The sequence below is a fragment of the Streptomyces sp. NPDC058751 genome, from assembly GCF_042746485.1.
Classification (GTDB): Bacteria; Actinomycetota; Actinomycetes; order Streptomycetales; family Streptomycetaceae; genus Streptomyces.
In genome coordinates, this window is record NZ_JBHYPZ010000021.1 from 91,575 (window position 1) to 111,311 (window position 19,737).

Annotated in this window: 17 protein-coding genes and 1 pseudogene; 14 read left to right on the plus strand and 4 right to left on the minus strand. The window is 69.1% G+C overall.

Annotated elements, in window-relative coordinates:
• Nucleotides 1-69 precede the first annotated feature (69 nt).
• The 11 genes from ACFW6B_RS20620 (at nt 70) to ACFW6B_RS20670 (ending at nt 10,121) form a co-directional block, all read left to right on the plus strand.
• Nucleotides 70-1,425: an MraY family glycosyltransferase gene (locus ACFW6B_RS20620; RefSeq protein WP_386597899.1), complete on the plus strand. Its 1,356-nt coding sequence runs from the start codon at nt 70-72 to the stop codon at nt 1,423-1,425.
• Nucleotides 1,426-1,719: 294 nt separating this feature from the next.
• Nucleotides 1,720-2,157: a hypothetical protein gene (locus tag ACFW6B_RS20625; protein WP_386597900.1), complete on the plus strand. Its 438-nt coding sequence runs from the start codon at nt 1,720-1,722 to the stop codon at nt 2,155-2,157.
• Between the two features lie 225 nt (nt 2,158-2,382).
• On the plus strand, nt 2,383-3,204 hold the full coding sequence (atpB, locus tag ACFW6B_RS20630; protein WP_386597901.1) for a F0F1 ATP synthase subunit A: 822 nt from the start codon (nt 2,383-2,385) through the stop codon (nt 3,202-3,204).
• 83 nt (nt 3,205-3,287) lie between these two features.
• A complete protein-coding gene (gene atpE / locus ACFW6B_RS20635; protein WP_024884520.1) occupies nt 3,288-3,518 on the plus strand; it encodes an ATP synthase F0 subunit C in 231 nt (76 codons plus the stop codon).
• A gap of 41 nt (nt 3,519-3,559) precedes the next feature.
• Entirely contained in the window at nt 3,560-4,105 is a 546-nt protein-coding gene (locus ACFW6B_RS20640; RefSeq protein ID WP_386597902.1) for a F0F1 ATP synthase subunit B, read from the plus strand.
• Nucleotides 4,102-4,923 carry a F0F1 ATP synthase subunit delta gene (locus ACFW6B_RS20645; RefSeq protein WP_386597903.1) on the plus strand — a complete coding sequence of 274 codons (822 nt, stop codon included), beginning with the start codon at nt 4,102-4,104 and terminating at the stop codon, nt 4,921-4,923. Before ACFW6B_RS20640 ends, ACFW6B_RS20645 begins: the two co-directional genes overlap by 4 nt.
• Nucleotides 4,924-5,051: 128 nt before the next feature.
• Entirely contained in the window at nt 5,052-6,641 is a 1,590-nt protein-coding gene (gene atpA, locus ACFW6B_RS20650; RefSeq protein ID WP_386597904.1) for a F0F1 ATP synthase subunit alpha, read from the plus strand.
• Nucleotides 6,642-6,662: 21 nt separating this feature from the next.
• Complete coding sequence (locus ACFW6B_RS20655) at nt 6,663-7,577, plus strand: F0F1 ATP synthase subunit gamma (RefSeq protein WP_386597905.1); 915 nt, start codon at nt 6,663-6,665, stop codon at nt 7,575-7,577.
• Nucleotides 7,577-9,013: a F0F1 ATP synthase subunit beta gene (atpD, locus tag ACFW6B_RS20660; protein ID WP_103550962.1), complete on the plus strand. Its 1,437-nt coding sequence runs from the start codon at nt 7,577-7,579 to the stop codon at nt 9,011-9,013. Before ACFW6B_RS20655 ends, atpD begins: the two co-directional genes overlap by 1 nt.
• A gap of 127 nt (nt 9,014-9,140) precedes the next feature.
• On the plus strand, nt 9,141-9,515 hold the full coding sequence (locus ACFW6B_RS20665; RefSeq protein ID WP_103550961.1) for a F0F1 ATP synthase subunit epsilon: 375 nt from the start codon (nt 9,141-9,143) through the stop codon (nt 9,513-9,515).
• 159 nt (nt 9,516-9,674) lie between these two features.
• A complete protein-coding gene (locus ACFW6B_RS20670) occupies nt 9,675-10,121 on the plus strand; it encodes a DUF2550 domain-containing protein (protein WP_386597906.1) in 447 nt (148 codons plus the stop codon).
• Nucleotides 10,122-10,179: 58 nt separating this feature from the next.
• Here ACFW6B_RS20670 and ACFW6B_RS20675 read toward each other — a convergent pair.
• From ACFW6B_RS20675 to ACFW6B_RS20685, 3 genes and pseudogenes are all read right to left on the minus strand, one after another.
• A pseudogene (locus ACFW6B_RS20675) lies at nt 10,180-11,416 on the minus strand (RNA-guided endonuclease InsQ/TnpB family protein).
• A gap of 469 nt (nt 11,417-11,885) precedes the next feature.
• Nucleotides 11,886-13,712 (minus strand): glycosyl hydrolase family 18 protein, encoded by a 1,827-nt coding sequence (locus ACFW6B_RS20680; RefSeq protein ID WP_386597907.1) that lies wholly within the window; start codon nt 13,710-13,712, stop codon nt 11,886-11,888.
• A gap of 346 nt (nt 13,713-14,058) precedes the next feature.
• Complete coding sequence (locus ACFW6B_RS20685) at nt 14,059-14,631, minus strand: cob(I)yrinic acid a,c-diamide adenosyltransferase (protein ID WP_386597908.1); 573 nt, start codon at nt 14,629-14,631, stop codon at nt 14,059-14,061.
• Between the two features lie 224 nt (nt 14,632-14,855).
• Between ACFW6B_RS20685 and ACFW6B_RS20690 the strand changes: the two genes are divergently transcribed.
• The 3 genes from ACFW6B_RS20690 to ACFW6B_RS20700 all read left to right on the plus strand — a co-directional run bounded on the left by ACFW6B_RS20690 (nt 14,856) and on the right by ACFW6B_RS20700 (nt 18,964).
• Entirely contained in the window at nt 14,856-15,704 is an 849-nt protein-coding gene (locus tag ACFW6B_RS20690) for a 3-hydroxyacyl-CoA dehydrogenase family protein (RefSeq protein WP_386597909.1), read from the plus strand.
• Nucleotides 15,705-15,919: 215 nt separating this feature from the next.
• Nucleotides 15,920-16,243, plus strand: coding sequence for an STAS domain-containing protein (locus ACFW6B_RS20695; RefSeq protein ID WP_386597910.1), 324 nt, complete (start codon nt 15,920-15,922; stop codon nt 16,241-16,243).
• Nucleotides 16,244-16,504: 261 nt separating this feature from the next.
• Entirely contained in the window at nt 16,505-18,964 is a 2,460-nt protein-coding gene (locus ACFW6B_RS20700) for an ATP-binding protein (RefSeq protein ID WP_386597911.1), read from the plus strand.
• A gap of 97 nt (nt 18,965-19,061) precedes the next feature.
• Here ACFW6B_RS20700 and nucS read toward each other — a convergent pair whose 3' ends face one another.
• Nucleotides 19,062-19,733, minus strand: coding sequence for an endonuclease NucS (nucS, locus tag ACFW6B_RS20705; RefSeq protein ID WP_386597912.1), 672 nt, complete (start codon nt 19,731-19,733; stop codon nt 19,062-19,064).
• Nucleotides 19,734-19,737: the final 4 nt, after the last annotated feature.

Sequence of the window (19,737 nt, forward strand, 5' to 3'; positions counted from 1 at the left end):
TCCTCAACCATATGCGTGCATCGCTAGGGTGTGGGGCTGTGATGGCCAGCGAGACCTGTGGGGAAGCCCGTGCGTGAATACCTGCTGACGCTCTGCATCACGGCCGCGGTGACGTACCTGCTGACAGGGCCGGTACGGAAATTCGCGATCGTGGCCGGAGCCATGCCGGAAATCCGGGCGCGCGACGTGCACCGTGAACCCACGCCGAGGCTCGGCGGCATCGCCATGTTCTTCGGCCTGTGCGCCGGTCTGCTGGTCGCCGACCACCTGAAGAACCTCAACGCGGTCTTCCAGAACTCCAACGAACCGCGCGCCCTGCTCTCCGGCGCCGCGCTGATCTGGCTGATCGGCGTGCTGGACGACAAGTTCGAGATCGACGCCCTGATCAAGCTGGGCGGCCAGATGATCGCCGCCGGTGTGATGGTCATGCAGGGTCTGACGATCCTGTGGCTGCCGATCCCCGGGGTGGGCCTGGTCGCGCTGACCCAGTGGCAGGGCACGCTGCTGACGGTGGCGCTCGTCGTCATCACGATCAACGCGGTCAACTTCGTGGACGGCCTCGACGGGCTGGCCGCCGGCATGGTGTGCATCGCGTCCGCCGCGTTCTTCCTGTACGCCTACCGGATCTGGTACTCGTACGGCATCGAGGCCGCCGCCCCGGCGACGCTGTTCGCGGCGATCCTGATGGGCATGTGCCTGGGCTTCCTGCCGCACAACATGCACCCCGCGCGGATCTTCATGGGTGACTCCGGCTCGATGCTCATCGGTCTCGTGCTGGCCGCAGGCGCCATCTCCATCACCGGGCAGATCGACCCCGACGTGATGAACCTGTTCTCCGGTTCCGAGCGCAACACCGTGCACCAGACGGTGCCGGTGTTCATCCCGCTGCTCCTGCCGCTGACGATCATCGCGATCCCGGCCGCCGACCTGGTGCTCGCGATCGTGCGGCGCACCTGGCGCGGGCAGTCGCCGTTCGCCGCCGACCGGGGGCATCTGCACCACCGCCTCCTGGAGGTCGGCCACTCGCACAGCCGCGCGGTCCTGATCATGTACTTCTGGTCGGCGCTGATCGCCTTCGGCGCCCTCGCGTACTCGGTCAACTCCGGGGCCATGTGGAGCGTGCTCATCATCGCGGCGTTCAGCGCCGTCGGTCTCGTGCTGCTCCTGCTGCCGCGCTTCACCCCGCGGGCCCCGCGCTGGGCCGAGTTCCTCCTGCCGCCGCGCTACCGCCGCCGCAGGGCCGCCGCGGCCGCCGCCGGGGACGCGGTGCCCGTGACCCACGAGACGGCCTCCGCGGGCGAGCCGGACGGGGCCCGTGAGCACGCCGCTCCGGCGGTCGTCGGAGTCTCGGGAGTCAATGGAGCGACGGCGATCGGTACGCGTCCGCGACTGCTGGACCGGCGCGAGGCCGAGTCCTCGCGCTGATCCGAAGGTAAGAATCTGACTAACGCGTGACCAAACCATGGTGGAGCGAAGCACCCCAATATCAGACAAAGGGGTGCTGGGAATGCACAGACGTGCAGCTTCACTCTCACGTGTGACAGTCAGCACACCAACCAGGTAAAGACCTCATCAAATAGTTTGTGATACGGTTCACGAGAACCCAGGGCAGAGCCGAAGGACCCTCGTACGACGGTCCCTTGGCGTGAGGTTCTCTCTCGGCCCGGGACTACGCTCGTCCATGACGACACGCCCCCCTTAGCAAGCGGAGTTGCCGCCATGCCGTCCAATGACGCCCGGATCCTCCTTCAGGCCGCTGTGCCCACAGCTGCCGTCGGCGCGATTGCCGCCGTCGTCAGCGGTGCGGTCGCCGGCGGCAAGGGAGCGCTCGGGGCGGTCGTCGCGACGCTGGTGGTGCTCCTTTTCATGGGGCTGGGCCTCTACGTCCTGCAGCGCACTGCCAAATCGCTTCCGCACTTGTTCCAGGCGATGGGTCTCCTGCTCTACACGGCGCAGATTCTTTTGCTCTTCATCTTTGTCGCCGCGTTCAAGAACACATCGCTGTTCAATCCCAAGTCCTTCGCGCTCACCCTGGTCGCCACCACCCTCGCGTGGATCGGCGCACAGGCACGTGCCCATATGAAGGCCAAGATCCTTTACGTCGAACCCGAGTCCTCGAAGGCCGAAAAGCCCGAGAACAAGGGCCCGTCGTCGTGAAAGGTAGGGCCGGGATAAGTGCACGCAGGAGATCCTGCTATCGTCCGGTGCCAACTGCGGCATCGCGGGCGCGGGCATCTGAGCTGACGCCTGTTCGATCGCGAGGCTTGATGCCCCTCTGCCGCCCCCACACCCGTAACACCAGCCCAGTGCCGAACCGCGGCCGCACGCCGCGCCGACACAACGAGGATGCCGTACCTATGCGCCACGCTGAAGGAGCCCGCGGTGAGTGCTGACCCGACGCAGGTGCTCGCCTTCGAGACCGACTGCCACATCTTCGACGGTTGTGGCTTCCCGGCACCCGGCCTGCACTCGTTCCTGTTCGAGCCCATCTGGGGCGACGCGGACAGCAACCTGTACTTCAACAAGACGATGCTCCTGGCACTGCTGGGCTCGATTGTCATCGTCGGCTTCTTCTGGGCCGCCTTCCGTAAGCCGAAGATCGTCCCGGGCAAGCTCCAGATGGTCGCCGAGGCCGGCTACGACTTCGTCCGCCGCGGCGTCGTCTACGAGACGATCGGCAAGAAGGAGGGCGAGAAGTACGTTCCGCTCATCGTCTCGCTGTTCTTCTTCGTCTGGATGATGAACCTCTGGTCGATCATTCCGATCGCCCAGTTCCCGGTCACCGCGATCATCTCGTACCCGCTGGTGCTGGCCCTGATCGTCTACGTTCTGTGGGTCTCCCTGACCTTCAAGCGCCACGGCTTCGTGGGCTTCTTCAAGAACGTCACGGGCTACGACAAGTCGCTCGGCCCGGTCCTCCCGCTCGCCATGACGATCGAGTTCTTCTCGAACCTGCTCGTCCGCCCGTTCACGCACGCCGTGCGACTCTTCGCGAACATGTTCGCGGGCCACACGCTGCTGCTGCTGTTCACGATCGCGAGCTGGTACCTGCTCAACGGCGTGGGCATCGCCTACGCGGGCGTCTCGTTCATCATGACCATCGTGATGACGGCCTTCGAGCTCTTCATCCAGGCCCTGCAGGCGTACGTGTTCGTGCTGCTGACCTGCACCTACATCCAGGGCGCGCTGGCCGAGCACCACTGAGCACCGCTGAGCGCCCCTCCTCGACCCCCGCACTCGTCCGGTGGCCAACCCCCACCGGTCCGTAAAGAAAAGGAAGAACTGGCATGTCCCAGACCCTTGCCGCTGTCTCCGGCTCGCTCGGCTCGATCGGTTACGGCCTCGCGGCCATCGGCCCCGGCGTCGGCGTCGGCATCATCTTCGGTAACGGCACCCAGGCCCTCGCCCGTCAGCCCGAGGCCGCCGGTCTGATCCGCGCCAACCAGATCCTCGGCTTCGCCTTCTGTGAGGCGCTCGCCCTCATCGGTCTGGTCATGCCGTTCGTCTACGGCAAGTGATCTTCGGATCCACGACAGCCCACTAGACGAAAGGCACTGACATGAGCCAGCTGCTCATTCTGGCGGCCGAGGAAGCCGAAAACCCCCTCGTCCCGCCGATTCCCGAGCTTGTCATCGGCCTGCTCGCCTTCGTCATCGTCTTCGGCTTCCTGGCCTGGAAGCTCCTCCCGAACATCAACAAGGTTCTGGAGCAGCGTCGCGAGGCCATCGAGGGCGGTATCGAAAAGGCCGAGGCCGCGCAGACCGAGGCCCAGAGCGTTCTCGAGCAGTACAAGGCTCAGCTCGCCGAAGCCCGTCACGAGGCCGCGCGCCTGCGCCAGGAGGCACAGGAGCAGGGCGCCACGCTCATCACCGAGATGCGCGCGGAAGGCCAGCGGCAGCGCGAGGAGATCGTCGCCGCCGGTCACGCGCAGATCGAGGCCGACCGCAAGGCCGCCGCTTCGGCGCTGCGTCAGGACGTCGGCACGCTTGCCACCGACCTGGCCGGCAAGCTGGTCGGCGAGTCCCTCGAGGACCACGCCCGCCAGAGCCGCGTCATCGACCGTTTCCTCTCCGAGCTTGAGGAGAAGGCCGAGGCGGCTCGATGACTGCACACGGAGCGAGCCGCGAGGCAACCGCAGCCGCACGTGAGCGTCTCGACGCGCTGACGGACTCGACGTCCGTGGACGTGGCACAGCTCGCCGACGAGCTGGCCGCGGTCACCGCGCTGCTGCACCGCGAGGTGTCGCTGCGTCGGGTCCTCACCGACCCGGCGCAGCCCGGCGAGGCCAAGGCCGAGCTGGTCCAGCGCCTGATCGGTGGCCAGGTGGGCGGCGCCGCCGCCGACCTGGTGTCCGGCATGGTGCGTTCCCGCTGGTCGCAGCCCCGCGACCTGGTGGACGCCCTCGAGGAGCTCACCGCCACCGCCGACCTCACGGAGGCGCAGCGGAAGGGCACGCTCGACAACGTCGAGGACGAGCTGTTCCGCTTCGGCCGGATCGTCGCCTCGAACACCGAGCTGCGCGCCGCGCTGACCGACCGGGCCGCCACCACGGCGGCCAAGAGCGAGCTGCTGCGCGGCCTGCTCGGCGGCCGGGCCGACGTGACGACCGTGCGTCTGGTGACGCGTCTCGTGACCGCGCCCCGCGGACGTAGCCTGGAGGCGGGACTCGAGTCCCTGTCCAAGCTCGCCGCCGAGCGCCGCGACCGCATGGTCGCCGTGGTCACCTCCGCGGTGCCGCTGAGCGACGGACAGAAGCAGCGCCTCGGCGCCGCCCTGGCCAAGCTCTACGGCCGTCCGATGCACCTCAACCTCGACGTGGACCCCGATGTCCTCGGCGGGATCCGGGTGCAGGTCGGCGACGAGGTCATCAACGGCTCCATCGCGGACCGTCTCGAGGACGCCGCCCGCCGCATGGCGAGCTAGCAATTTCACAAGCAGTAGGCAATTACGGCCCTGGTTGGGCCGTGCAGAGGATTCACCTCTCATCGGGGGGAGTCCCCCATCCCCCCAAAGTGAAACTTCGGGCCCAACAAGGAGAGCAGGGAACCCAGATGGCGGAGCTCACGATCCGGCCGGAGGAGATCCGGGACGCACTGGAGAACTTTGTCCAGTCGTACCAGCCGGACGCGGCCTCGCGCGAGGAAGTCGGTACGGTCACCGTCGCCGGCGACGGTATCGCCAAGATCGAGGGTCTTCCCTCGGCCATGGCGAACGAGCTGCTGAAGTTCGAGGACGGAACCCTCGGTCTCGCGCTGAACCTGGAAGAGCGCGAGATCGGTGCGGTCATCCTCGGCGAGTTCAGCGGTATCGAAGAGGGCCAGCCGGTGCAGCGCACCGGTGAGGTGCTGTCCGTCGCCGTGGGCGAGGGCTACCTCGGCCGCGTCGTCGACCCGCTCGGCAACCCGATCGACGGCCTCGGCGAGATCGAGACGTCCGGCCGCCGCGCCCTCGAGCTGCAGGCCCCCGGCGTCATGGTCCGCAAGTCGGTCCACGAGCCGATGGAGACGGGCTACAAGGCCGTCGACGCGATGACCCCGATCGGCCGCGGCCAGCGTCAGCTGGTCATCGGCGACCGTCAGACCGGCAAGACCGCGCTGGCCGTCGACACGATCATCAACCAGCGCGACAACTGGCGCTCGGGCGACACCAAGAAGCAGGTCCGCTGCATCTACGTCGCCATCGGTCAGAAGGGTTCGACCATCGCCTCCGTGCGTGGCGCCCTCGAAGAGGCCGGCGCGCTGGAGTACACGACCATCGTCGCCGCCCCGGCGTCCGACCCGGCCGGCTTCAAGTACCTTGCGCCGTACACCGGTTCGGCCATCGGTCAGCAGTGGATGTACGAGGGCAAGCACGTCCTCATCATCTTCGACGACCTCTCGAAGCAGGCCGACGCCTACCGCGCCGTGTCCCTGCTGCTCCGCCGTCCGCCGGGCCGCGAGGCCTACCCCGGTGACGTCTTCTACCTGCACTCCCGTCTGCTGGAGCGCTGCGCGAAGCTCTCCGACGAGCTGGGCGCCGGTTCGATGACGGGTCTGCCGATCGTCGAGACCAAGGCGAACGACGTGTCGGCGTTCATCCCGACCAACGTCATCTCCATCACCGACGGCCAGTGCTTCCTGGAGTCCGACCTGTTCAACGCCGGCCAGCGTCCGGCCCTGAACGTCGGTATCTCGGTCTCCCGCGTCGGTGGCTCCGCCCAGCACAAGGCGATGAAGCAGGTCTCCGGCCGTCTTCGCCTCGACCTGGCCCAGTACCGCGAGCTGGAGGCGTTCGCCGCCTTCGGTTCCGACCTGGACGCCGCGTCGAAGGCGCAGCTGGAGCGCGGTCAGCGTCTGGTCGAGCTGCTCAAGCAGGCTCAGTACCAGCCGATGCCGACCGAGGACCAGGTCGTCTCCGTGTGGTCCGCGACCACCGGCAAGATGGACGACGTCCCGGTCGCCGACATCCGCCGCTTCGAGAAGGAGCTCCTGGAGTACCTGCACCGCAAGGAGCAGGGCCTCATGACCTCCATCAAGGAGGGCGGCAAGATGTCGGACGACACGCTCACCGCCATCGCCGACGGCATCACGGAGTTCAAGAAGCAGTTCGAGACCTCGGACGGGAAGCTTCTCGGCGAGGACGCTCCGGCCGCCGCCAAGTGACGTAAGGAAGGGACCTGACTCATGGGAGCCCAGCTCCGGGTCTACAAGCGTCGCATCCGATCCGTCACCGCGACCAAGAAGATCACCAAGGCGATGGAGATGATCGCCGCCTCGCGCGTCGTCAAGGCGCAGCGCAAGGTGGCGGCCTCCACGCCGTACGCGACCGAGCTCACCCGCGCGGTCACGGCGGTCGGCACCGGTTCGAACACCAAGCACCCGCTGACCACGGAGGCGGAGACGGCGACCCGTTCCGCGGTGCTGCTCCTCACGAGCGACCGCGGACTGGCCGGCGCCTTCAACTCCAACGCCATCAAGGCGGCGGAGCAGCTCACCGCCCGCCTCGAGGCCGAGGGCAAGCAGGTCGACACGTACATCGTCGGCCGCCGCGGTCTGGCCCACTACAACTTCCGCGAGCGCAAGGTCGTGGAGTCGTGGTCGGGCTTCACCGACGAGCCCACCTACGCGGACGCGAAGAAGGTCGCGGGTCCGCTGATCGAGGCCATCGAGAAGGACACGGCCGAGGGCGGCGTGGATGAACTCCACATCGTCTACACCGAGTTCGTCTCGATGATGACGCAGACGGCCATCGACGGCCGACTGCTGCCGCTTCGCCTCGAAGAGGTGGCGGAGGAAGCGCCCAAGGGCGAGATCCTTCCGCTGTACGAGTTCGAGCCGTCGGCGGAGGACGTCCTTGACGCCCTGCTGCCGCGCTACGTCGAGAGCCGTATCTACAACGCGCTGCTCCAGTCGGCTGCCTCCAAGCACGCCGCCACGCGCCGCGCGATGAAGTCGGCCACCGACAACGCGGGAGACCTGATCACCACGCTCTCCCGACTTGCCAATGCGGCCCGCCAGGCCGAAATCACCCAGGAAATCAGCGAGATCGTCGGTGGCTCCGCAGCCCTTGCCGACGCGACCGCGGGGAGTGACAAGTAATGACGACGACTTCAGAGACGGCCGTTGCCACGGGCCGCGTCGCCCGGGTCATCGGCCCGGTCGTCGACGTGGAGTTCCCCGTCGACGCGATGCCGGACATCTACAACGCCCTTCACGTCGAGGTGGCCGACCCGGCCAACGCCGGCGAGAAGAAGACGCTGACCCTGGAAGTCGCCCAGCACCTGGGTGACGGCCTGGTCCGTACGATCTCCATGCAGCCCACCGACGGTCTGGTCCGCCAGGCCGTGGTGACCGACACCGGCACGGGCATCAGCGTCCCCGTCGGCGACTTCACCAAGGGCAAGGTGTTCAACACCCTCGGTGAGGTGCTGAACTCGGACGAGAAGTACTCGGGCGAGCGCTGGTCCATCCACCGCAAGGCCCCGCGCTTCGACGAGCTCGAGTCGAAGACCGAGATGTTCGAGACCGGCGTCAAGGTCATCGACCTTCTCACCCCGTACGTCAAGGGTGGAAAGATCGGTCTGTTCGGTGGTGCCGGCGTCGGCAAGACGGTGCTCATCCAGGAGATGATCTACCGCGTCGCCAACAACCACGACGGTGTCTCCGTGTTCGCCGGTGTCGGTGAGCGCACGCGTGAGGGCAACGACCTCATCGAGGAGATGGCGGACTCGGGCGTCATCGACAAGACCGCCCTCGTCTTCGGCCAGATGGACGAGCCCCCGGGCACCCGTCTGCGCGTGGCCCTCGCGGGTCTGACCATGGCGGAGTACTTCCGCGATGTGCAGAAGCAGGACGTGCTGTTCTTCATCGACAACATCTTCCGCTTCACGCAGGCCGGTTCCGAGGTCTCGACCCTGCTCGGCCGTATGCCCTCCGCGGTGGGTTACCAGCCGAACCTGGCCGACGAGATGGGTCTCCTCCAGGAGCGCATCACCTCGACCCGTGGTCACTCGATCACCTCGATGCAGGCGATCTACGTCCCCGCGGACGACCTGACCGACCCGGCCCCGGCCACCACGTTCGCCCACCTCGACGCGACGACGGTTCTCTCCCGTCCGATCTCCGAGAAGGGCATCTACCCGGCCGTGGACCCGCTGGACTCCACGTCCCGCATCCTGGACCCCCGCTACATCGCGGCGGACCACTACGCGGCCGCGATGCGCGTCAAGTCGGTCCTCCAGAAGTACAAGGACCTCCAGGACATCATCGCGATCCTCGGTATCGACGAGCTGGGCGAGGAGGACAAGCTCACCGTCCACCGTGCCCGTCGCGTGGAGCGCTTCCTGTCCCAGAACACCCACGTCGCCAAGCAGTTCACCGGCGTCGACGGGTCGGACGTCCCGCTGGACGAGTCGATCGCGGCCTTCAACGCGATCATCGACGGTGAGTACGACCACTTCCCGGAGCAGGCGTTCTTCCTCTGCGGTGGCATCGAGGACCTCAAGGCCAACGCCAAGGAGCTCGGCGTCTCCTGAACCTCGGTTCTGAAGTGAGGGGGCGGGACCGCGCCTCGCGGGGCGCGGTCCTTCTCCCTCCGTACGCCTACTAGACTTTGACCCAACACCCGGCAGCAACGCCGGGTGGTGACCCGAGGAGCCCACCTTGGCTGCTGAGCTGCACGTCGAGCTCGTCGCCGCGGACCGCAGTGTCTGGTCCGGCGAGGCCACCCTGGTCGTCGCGCGTACCACGTCCGGCGACATCGGCGTCATGCCCGGTCACCAGCCGCTTCTCGGTGTGCTGGAGTCGGGCCCGGTGACCATTCGTACGAGTGATGGTGGAACGGTCGTCGCCGCGGTGCACGGCGGTTTCATCTCGTTCGCCGACAACAAGCTGTCGCTGCTGGCCGAGATCGCCGAGCTGTCGGACGAGATCGACGTCCAGCGTGCGGAGCGGGCGCTCGAGCGCGCGAAGTCGGACGCCGACGCGTCCGCCGAGCGTCGCGCGGACGTCCGTCTGCGTGCGGTGGCGAACCGCTGATCATCGGTGCGACCCCAGCCCTTTTGGCGCTGGGGGAGCACTGTGCAAGGCTCGACTCAGCCGCGGCTGGGACCGGATCACACCGGCCCTGGCCGCGGCTGAGGCAAATCCGGAAGTTTTTTCTTTTCCGTTACCTAGGAGACGAGGAGGTCGGTGTCGATGGTCCTCGCTCTGACTGTGTGCGGAGTGGTAGTGGCGCTCGTGGTGGTGGGGCTGTTCGTCTTCGGCCTCCGCCGCCGGCTCATCCAGCGTTCCGGCGGAACGTTCGACTGCAGCCTGCGCTGGGACGTCCCCGAGAAGGGTGACCCCAGCGGCAAGGGCTGGAGCTACGGGGTGGCCCGCTACAACGGCGACCGGGTCGAGTGGTACCGCGTCTTCTCGTACGCCCCCCGCCCGCGCCGCCTGCTCGAACGCTCGGCGATCGAGGTGGCCGGCCGCCGCGTGGCCGAGGGCGAGGAGGAGCTCGCGCTGCTCTCCGACGCGATCATCCTGGCCTGCCTCCACCGCGGGACGCGCCTGGAACTGGCGATGAGCGAGGACGCGCTCACGGGCTTCCTCGCCTGGCTTGAGGCGGCCCCGCCCGGACAGAGGGTGAACGTCGCTTGACATGCTCCTCGCCCTGATGGGTGAGGATTCTGGCCTTCCTTGACTGGTTGCTGTGCTCCTATGCGGCACGGTTTCCGGTCGGGATTCCGTGGCTTCCTGTTTCTTCGCGCTGTGCCAGAACGGGTTCTGGTCTTACCGGCGCTCCGCAGGCCGTCACCGCCAGTCCGGCGGCCTGTTTGATGTTGAGTGCGGCGTTGTGGTCCCGGTCGTGATGGGTGCCGCAGGTGGTGCAGGTCCATTCCCGCACGCTGAGGGGTTTGGGCCCGTCCACGGTGCCGCAGGTGGAGCAGACCTGGCTCGTCGGTTCGAACCGGCCGATCCTGACCAGGGTGCGCCCGTACCGGGTGGCCTTGTACGCCAGCATGCCGATGAACTGTGCCCAGCCCGCGTCGTGGACGCTCTTGGCCAGCCGGGTGCGCGCGAGTCCCTTCACCGCCAGGGTCTCCACGGCGATCGCTTGGTTCTCGCGGATCAGCTTGGTGGAGAGCTGGTGGAGGAAATCGCGGCGTGCGTCGGTGACCTTGGCGTGGGCGCGGGCGACCTTCAGGCGGGCCTTGGCCCGGTTCTTCGATCCCTTCTGTTTGCGGGACAGCTCCCTTTGGGTCTTCTTCAGTTTCTTCTCCGCGCGGCGCAGGAACCGCGGGGAGTCGATCTTCGTGCCGTCCGAGAGGACAGCGAAGGAGGTCAGGCCGAGGTCGATGCCGACCGTCTGGCCGGTGTCGGGCATCCGGGCGGCGTCTTCGGCGGGGTCGGTGTCGATGACGAAGGAGGCGAAGTACCGTCCCGCACTGTCCTTGATCACGGTGACGGAGGTGGGGGTGGTGGGCAGGGCGCGGGACCACTTCACCTTCACCGCGCCGATCTTCGGCAGGCTCAGCCGGCTGTCGGCGGTGATGTTCCAGCGGGCGTTGGCGGTGAACCGGACCGACTGGCGGGTGTCCTTGCGGGACTTCAACCGTGGTGCTCCCACCTTCGGGCCCTTGGGAGGTGAAGAAGTTGCGGTAGGCGGCCTCGGCGTCCCGCAGGGCCTGCTGGAGCACCACCGAAGAGACCTCACCCAGCCAGCACCTCCCCCAGACTCCGTCCGGGGGGACCCCCACCTTCGTCCGCTTCGCCTCGGTGATCAGCTTCCGGGACAGCTCGCCCGCCGCCGGGAACGGCTGCCCGGCCCTGCGGGCGTCCTCGCGGGCGCGCACGGCGTCGTTGAACACCACGCGGGCGCACCCGAACGCCCTCGCCAACGCGGTCCGCTGACCGGCGTCCGGGTACAGCCTGAAGGAGTACCGGAGCTGCACGACGATCACACTAGGCAAGTCGAACCCACATCGTCACCGGGAACATGCGAGCGGCCTGTCACCGACACGAAGCAGGGTCCGGCTCCGCCGGGACGCCACCGCCACGCTCCGCGCCGCGAACACAGGATTCGCTTCCCCTTCGGCCTGAAGGCTGGAGCACTGCGAATGAATCTCGGTAGCGGCGTCCATGGCCCCCTCGGGGGTGAACGTCGCCTGAGGCATCTACTGCCGGGCCCGTCGGCTTCGTCGCCGTACGGGCCCTTTCCCTTGGGTGGGAGCGGCCGGCTCGGCGGTGCCGTACGGGCCTGCGCCCGGGCCCGGACACCGGTCTCCCGGGCCGGACAGCGGGGTCTCCCGGCCCCGGACACCGCTCTCCCGGCCCCAAACAGCGAACCGCGGGCAGACCCTTGAGGGAGTCTGCCCGCGGCTCGTTCCTGCGGGTGGAGCGAGGTCCGTTTCAGGCCGGTGGTCAGCTCATGCCGCTGTTGATGGCGCTGACCAGTTCACCGTTGCCGGTGTCGCCGCTGAACTCCCAGAAGAAGGCGCCGCCCAGGCCCTGGTTCTTGGCCCAGGTCATCTTCGTCCCGATGGTGGCCGGGGTGTCGTACGACCACCAGTTGTTGCCGCAGTAGGCGTACGCCGTGCCTGCGATGGTGCCGGTGGCCGGGCAGGACGTCTTGAGGACCTTGTAGTCCTCGATGCCGGCCTCGTAGGTGCCGGGTGCGGCACCGGTCGCCGTGCCGCCGGGGGCGGACTGGGTGACCCCGGTCCAGCCGCGGCCGTAGAAGCCGATGCCGAGCAGGAGCTTGGCGGAGGGAACGCCCTTCGACTTCAGCTTGGCGATCGCGTCGGCGGAGTTGAAGCCCGCCTGCGGGATGCCGGAGTACGAGGTGAGCGGCGAGTGCGGGGCGGTGGGGCCCTGCGCGTTGAAGGCGCCGAAGTAGTCGTACGTCATCACGTTGTACCAGTCGACGGAGGCCGAGGCGCCGCCGTAGTCGGCCGCGTCGATCTTTCCGCCGGAGGAACCGTCTGCGGTGATGGCCGCGGTGACCAGGTAGTTCGAGCCGAACTCGGTGCGCAGTGCCGACATCAGGGTCTTGAAGGCGGCGGCACCGCTGGTGTCACAGGTCAGACCGCAGGCGTTCGGGTACTCCCAGTCGATGTCGATGCCGTCGAAGACGTCGGCCCAGCGCGGGTCCTCCACGACGGCCTTGCAGGACTTGGCGAAGGCGGTCGCGTTGGCCGCGGCCTGCGCGAAGCCGCCGGAGTAGGTCCAGCCACCGAAGGAGTACAGCACCTTGATGTGCGGGTACTTGGCCTTCAGCTGGCGCAGCTGGTTGAAGTTGCCGCGCAGCGGCTGGTCCCAGGTGTCGGCGGTGCCGCTGACGGACTGGTCGGCGGTGTACGCCTTGTCGTAGGCGGCGTAGGTGTCGTCGACGGTGCACTGACCGTTCTTGACGTTGCCGAACGCGTAGTTGATGTGCGTGATCTTCGACGCGGAGCCGGAGGTCACCAGGTTCTTGACGTGGTAGTTGCGGCCGTAGACGCCCCACTCGGTGAAGTAGCCGAGCTTGACCTTGTTGCCGGTGGGCGGGGGGTCCGTGGTGCCGCCGGTGGTGCGGACCGCGACCGAGCCGCTGACCGGACCGGTCTGGTCGGCGGTGTCACGGGCCTGGACGGTGTACGAGTAGTCGGTGCCGGCGGTCAGGCCGGTGTCCGTGTACGAGGTCGTCGTCACGGTCGCGACCTTGCTGCCGCCGCGCAGGACGTCGTAGTTCTTGACGCCCTTGTCGTCGGTGGCCGCGCTCCAGGAGAGCTTCACCGAGGTGTCGGTGACCGAGGAGGCGGTGGGGGTGCCCGGCGCGGAGGGCGCGCTGTCACCGGGGACGGTGGGGCCGCCGTCACAACTGCCGCCGTTGAGGGTGCAGTTGGACGGGGAGCCGGAGCCCGAACCGTTGAAGCCGAAGGAGATGGAGGCGCCCGCGGCGAGGGTCCCGTTCCAGGACTTGTTCTTGGCGGTCCAGTGGTTGCCCGAGCTGGTGACGTCCGCGTCCCAGGCCGAGGTGACGGAGGTGCCGGAGGGGAAGTCCCACTGGATCGTCCACGAACTGATCGCGGTGGTACCGGTGTTCTTGACGGTCCACTTGCCTTCGAAGCCGGTGCCCCAGTCCTGGGTCTTGGCGTACGTGGCGGTGGCGCTGTCGGCGGCGTGGGCCGGACTCGCGAGACCGACCAGGCCGGCCAGGGGGAGCAGGAGGGTCGCAAGCCCTGCCGTCGCTCGTTGTCTGAAGCGCATTCCGCGCCTCCTCGGGGGGAGTTGGGGGAGAGGGGCGTGACTGAGCCTTCACACCCACGGTGCCGCGAGAATAGGAAGGTCTGGACCACAGGTCAATAGGTCTGGACCACTGTTTCGCTCTCGTGATGGCACATCAACTCCGTTGAGCAGGCGGTGCATTGATGATCGCGCGCCCGTTCCTGACGGGCGGACGGGCGGCTGACGTGGGCCTTCGCGTCCCCGTTCATGATCGGCCGGAGTGCGTGGCGGGAACGCCGAAGGGCGCCCGCGGCAACGGGCCCGAAGTGACCTTCGGGCCCGGCGCGGACGCCCTTCGTCCGGTTCGGCGGGTGCGGCCGGGAGCCGCTCAGCGCTCCCCGCCCGGGACCCACAGCACGTCGCCCACGTCCTTGTTCGCCGTGCGCGCCAGGATGAACAGCAGATCGGAGAGCCGGTTGAGGTAGGTGGCGGTCAGCGGGTTCATCGCCTCGCCGTGGACCTCCAGCGCGGCCCAGGTCGAGCGCTCGGCCCGGCGCACGACCGTGCACGCCTGGTGCAGGAGCGCGGCGCCCGCGGTGCCGCCGGGCAGGATGAAGGAGCGGAGTTTCTCCAGCCGCTCGTTGAACAGGTCGCAGTCCGCCTCCAGCCTGTCGACGTAGAACTGCTCGACCCGCAGCGGCGGGAACTTCGGGTCCTCGGTCACCGGCGTCGACAGATCCGCGCCGACGTCGAACAGGTCGTTCTGGACGCGGGTGAGGACCCGCACGACCTCGTCCTCCAGACCGCCCAGCGCGATCGCCGTGCCGATCACCGCGTTCGCCTCGTTGGCGTCGGCGTACGCCGAGATCCGCAGATCGGTCTTGGCGACCCTGCTCATGTCGCCGAGGGCGGTGGTGCCCTGGTCGCCGGTCCTGGTGTAGATGCGCGTCAGATTGACCATGGGGCCAGCCTAATTACGCTCCGCTCCCGCGGAGCGCCCGTGTGCCCACCGTCACGGAGGGCGCGCCGGGGGCGAGGGGGAGTGCCGCCCGCCGCCGGACCCGACGTGACGGGTGTCTCACGCCCTGAGACCGTGACACGCGTTACTTACGGGTTTCACGCCCCCTTCCGAACGCTACTCTCCGCCGAAGAGGCATACACAAGCAGCGTGTTAAGGGAGTCTGAGTGGCTGGGAAGCTCGCCGTCATCGGGGCCGGACTGATGGGGTCCGGTATCGCCCAGGTCTCCGCGCAGGCGGGCTGGGACGTCGTTCTGCGCGATGTCACCGACGAGGCGCTGAACCGCGGCCTCGACGGCATCAGGACCTCGTACGACAAGTTCGTGAGCAAGGGCAAGCTGGAAGCCGCCGACGCGGACGCCGCGCTCGCGCGCATCACGGCGACCACCGACCTGGACGCCGCCGCCGACGCGGACATCGTCGTCGAGGCGGTCTTCGAGAAGCTCGAGGTCAAGCACGAGATCTTCCAGGCGCTGGACAAGATCGTCCGCCCCGACACCGTGCTCGCCTCCAACACCTCCGCGATCCCGATCACCAAGATCGCGGCGGCCACGGAGCGCCCGGAGCGGGTCGTCGGCGTGCACTTCTTCTCGCCGGTGCCGATGATGCAGCTCGTCGAGCTGGTCCGCGGCTACAAGACCAGCGACGAGACGCTCGCCACCGCGCGACGGTTCAGCGAGTCCGTCGGCAAGACCTGCATCGTCGTCAACCGCGACGTCGCCGGCTTCGTGACCACCCGTCTCATCTCGGCCCTCGTCGTCGAGGCGACGAAGCTGTACGAGTCGGGCGTGGCCACCGCCGAGGACATCGACCTCGCCTGTCGGCTGGGCTTCGGCCACGCCATGGGCCCCCTGGCCACCGCCGACCTCACGGGCGTCGACATCCTGCTGCACGCCACCGGCAACATCTACACCGAGACCCAGGACGAGAAGTTCGCCCCGCCGGAGCTGATGCGCCGGATGGTTGACGCCGGTGACATCGGGCGCAAGAGCGGGCAGGGCTTCTACAAGCACTGAAAGACCATGCGGCGACCGGGACCCGGTCGCCGCATGTGCCACGGACGCCGTGCACGCCTCCCCGATGTCACCCCATGAGGTGAATTCGGTATCGGTTCGCTTACGGACGGCAACCTCCACGGCTCTCAGGCAGTCAGACCATGCACAACATGCAGACGCGAAGACGCGGAAACAGACACACGCGGAGTTACGAGACGCATTCTCGGGGAGCGCATATGTACATCAGGGGCGACCACGCCGAGCTGGTCGTCGGGGGCCGCCTCGACGTACGCTGCGCGGCGGACGCCCGTACGGTCCTGCACTCGGCCGTCGACGACGGGGCCGGCGACCTGGTGCTGGACCTGTCCGAGCTGGACTCCTGGGACGCCACCGGACTCGGCGTCATCATGGGGGCCCACCGGCGTGCCGGGCGGTGCGGCCGACGGCTCGTACTGCGCGGAGTGCCGCCGCAGATGCAGCGCCTGCTGGTGGCCACCCGGCTGCACCGGATCCTGGCGATCGAGGGCGGCATCGGGGTCGAGTCACTGCCCCGGGTGTGACCCCGGCGCGCCCCTGCCCCGCGCGGCCGCGCACGCGCCCCGACCGGGCTCGCAGGGCCCACCACGTGCACAATCCTCACGAAGCTGTGACGGTTCGGACGGCGCGGTACCCCGCCTGTTCATAGATACTGTGCGAAGGTTTAGGGTTCGGCTGCCCGCCGACCGAAAACCTGCGCGGGGGCACCGGACCAGAAGCGACGAAGCGGTGTGCGGCCAGGCCGGGAGGGCATCGGCACACGACGCTTGTGGGGGGCTTGGAACATGGACCCGATCAACCGGGGACCCGAAGAGTACGGCCATGACGACGACGGCCAGGTGACTCGCCCGCGCCCGCCGCGCGACCCGCTCGCGGCCGACCTCGGACAGTCCAAACCCGCGCCCGTCCGCACGGTCAGGCTCGTCACGGGTGAATTCGCGCTCACGGTCAATCCCGTCGACGGCAGCGAGATCGAGAACTGCCCGCCGCACGAGCGGCCGCAGCCCCCGGCCAGGAACGGCGCCGACGAACGTGCCGAACTGGCCCGCGCGGCCCGGCCGCCCGCCCCGCCCGGCCCCACCCAGCCCCGGCTGCCGCTCCTCGAACGCCACGAGGAGCGCGAGCGGGTCGTACGCCTCCTCGCGCGCGGCCGCTCGGTACGGATCACCGGCCCCTCGGGATCGGGCCGCACCGTCCTGCTGGACGCCGTCGCCGACGACTGCGCGGACCTCGCCCCCGACGGCGTCGTCCGCCTCTCCGGCTACGGACGCACCGCGAGCGACGTGCTGTACGACCTCTTCGCCGCCGTCTACGAGGCCCCGCTGTACCGCCCGGACCACGAGGAACTGCTCCGGCTCGTCCGCGAGATCGGCGCGGTCGTCGTCCTCGACGACGCGGAGATCGGCGGCAACCCCCTCGACGTGCTGCTCGACGCCACCCCCGAGTGCGCCTTCCTGATAGCCGCGACCCCCGACATACCCGCCCCGTCCGCCCGCGCCGACGTCGAAGAGGTCCTCCTCGGCGGCCTCGACCGCAGCGGCAGCCTCGAACTGCTGGAGCGCTCCGTCGGACGCGTCCTGACCGAGGACGAGTCGAACTGGGCCGGCGACCTCTGGTTCGAGTCCGAGGGACTGCCGCTGCGCTTCATCCAGGCCGGAGCGCTGCTGAGGCAGCGCGACCGGGTCCGGACGGCCGAGGACGCCTTCGACGACTACGGCGTCTTCCAGGCGGCCCCGGCCGACGCGCCCTTCGAGGCCGGCGACGGCGCCGACAGGCCGCTGCCCTCCCTCGCCGAGGGCGCCGCGCCCGCCGCGCTGCTCGCCTCCCGGCTCAGCGAGTCGGCGCGCGCCACCCTGCGCCTCGCCGTCGCGCTCGGCGGCGAGGTGCCCCACCAGGCCCATCTGCCCGCGCTCGTGGGCGACACCCACGCCGACGCCGCCCTCGCCGAACTCGCGGCCTCCGCCCTGGTCTCCCCGGTCGGCTCCCGCTACCGGCTCGCCGCCGGCGTACAGGCCCAGCTGGAGCTCTCCGGATACGCGGACGCCCTCCAGGAGAACGCGCTGGCCGCCGCCCGGCACTACACCTGGTGGGCCGGGCACCCCTCGGTCACCCCGGAGCGGGTCTGCGCCGAGGCCGACGCGGTGCTCGCCGCCCTGGACGTGCTCGTCCCGGTCACCACCGCCCCGCAGGACGAGGACGAGGAGAGCGTCTCCGTCCAGCTCGCCCGCACGGCCGCCCCCGCCTTCGCGGCGGGACTGCACTGGAGCGCCTGGGAGCGCGTCCTGCGGCTGGGCGTCGAAGCCTCCGAGCTGGCCGAGGACCTTGGGGAACAGGCCTATTTCCACCACGAGTTGGGCGTCCTCGCGCTCTGCGGCAACCAGCTCGACCGGGCCCGCGCCGAGCTGGAGGCCTCCGTCGCCACGCGCGGCGAACTCGCCGACAAGCGCGGCACCACCGTCGGCCGCCGCGCCCTCGCGCTGGTCACCGACCGCTCCGGAACCCTGCAGCTCACCAGCGGGCGCACCCCGGCGGGCGAAGAGGTGTCCGACGCGCGTCACGACGAGTCCGTGCCGCCTCCCGGCGGTGTGCCCTCCAGCCCCTCCCGCACCGGCCCCTCGAGCGACACCGTCACGATGCTCGCCCACCCGGTGGGCGCCGCCGCCCCCGCCGCGGGGCCCCGGGGCATGGCGGGGCGGCTGGTCACCGGCACCCGGCGCAACCTGGTGGCCGCGGGCGCGGGCGCGCTCCTCGTCGCCGTCCTCGGGACCGTGGTGACCCTCGGCGCGACCTCGGAGCACAACACCGACACCCCGTCCGAGAAGGTCGGCGTCAACCCCTCGGCCACCCAGGACGCCCAGGACGACAGCCTGGGCGCCGACACGCCGGAGAAGGGCGACGACGACCCCTCTCCCGGCGCGGTGGCCTCGCCCGCCGACCCGACGCCGACGGCCACGGCCGTCCGGCCCTCCGGCGAGCCGAGCGGGACGCGCACCGGCACGAGCACCCCGTCGAGGTCGCCGTCCGGGTCGCCCTCGAAGCGGCCCACGCACAAGCCGTCCCCGTCCCCGTCGAAGTCGTCGCCGAGCGGTTCGCCGTCCCCGTCCCCCTCGAAGTCGTCGCCGAGCGGTTCGCCGTCCCCGTCACCGTCGGCCAGTACGTCGACGACCCCGTCCACCTCGGACTCCGCGAGCGGCCCCGTGCCGAGCCGCGCGCCGACGCGGACGCAGGGCGGCACGGCGATCTGACCGCGGGGTCCGGACGTACGGCCGGACCCCGCGGAAGGAAAAGAGGGCCGGATCCGTCATCGGACCCGGCCCTCTGCCGTATACGAAACCGAGGGGCCTAGAACAGCCGCAGCTTGTCGTCCTCGATGCCGCGCAGGGCGTCGTAGTCCAGGACCGTGCAGCCGATGCCGCGGTCGGTGGCGAGGACGCGGGCCTGCGGCTTGATCTCCTGGGCGGCGAAGACGCCGCGGACCGGCGCGAGGTGCGGGTCGCGGTTCAACAGCTCCAGGTAGCGCGTGAGTTGCTCCACACCGTCGATCTCGCCGCGCCGCTTGATCTCCACGGCGACGGTCTGTCCCTCGGCGTCCCGGCACAGGATGTCGACCGGGCCGATGGCCGTCATGTACTCGCGGCGGATGAGCGAGTAGCCCTCGCCGAGGGTCTCGATGCGGTCGGCGAGCAGCTCCTGGAGGTGCGCTTCCACGCCGTCCTTGATCAGGCCGGGGTCCACGCCGAGTTCGTGCGAGGAGTCGTGGAGGATCTCCTCCATCGTGATGATGAGCTTCTCGCCCGCCTTGTTGATGACGGTCCAGACGCCTTCGTCGTCGCCCGAGCCCTCCTTCAGTGTGCAGGGCGGCGACATCCAGTTGAGGGGCTTGTAGGCCCGGTCGTCCGCGTGGATCGAGACGCTGCCGTCCGCCTTCACGAGGATCAGACGGGGGGCCGACGGGAGATGGGCGGTGAGCCGGCCCGCGTAGTCCACGGAACAGCGGGCAATGACGAGACGCATGGTC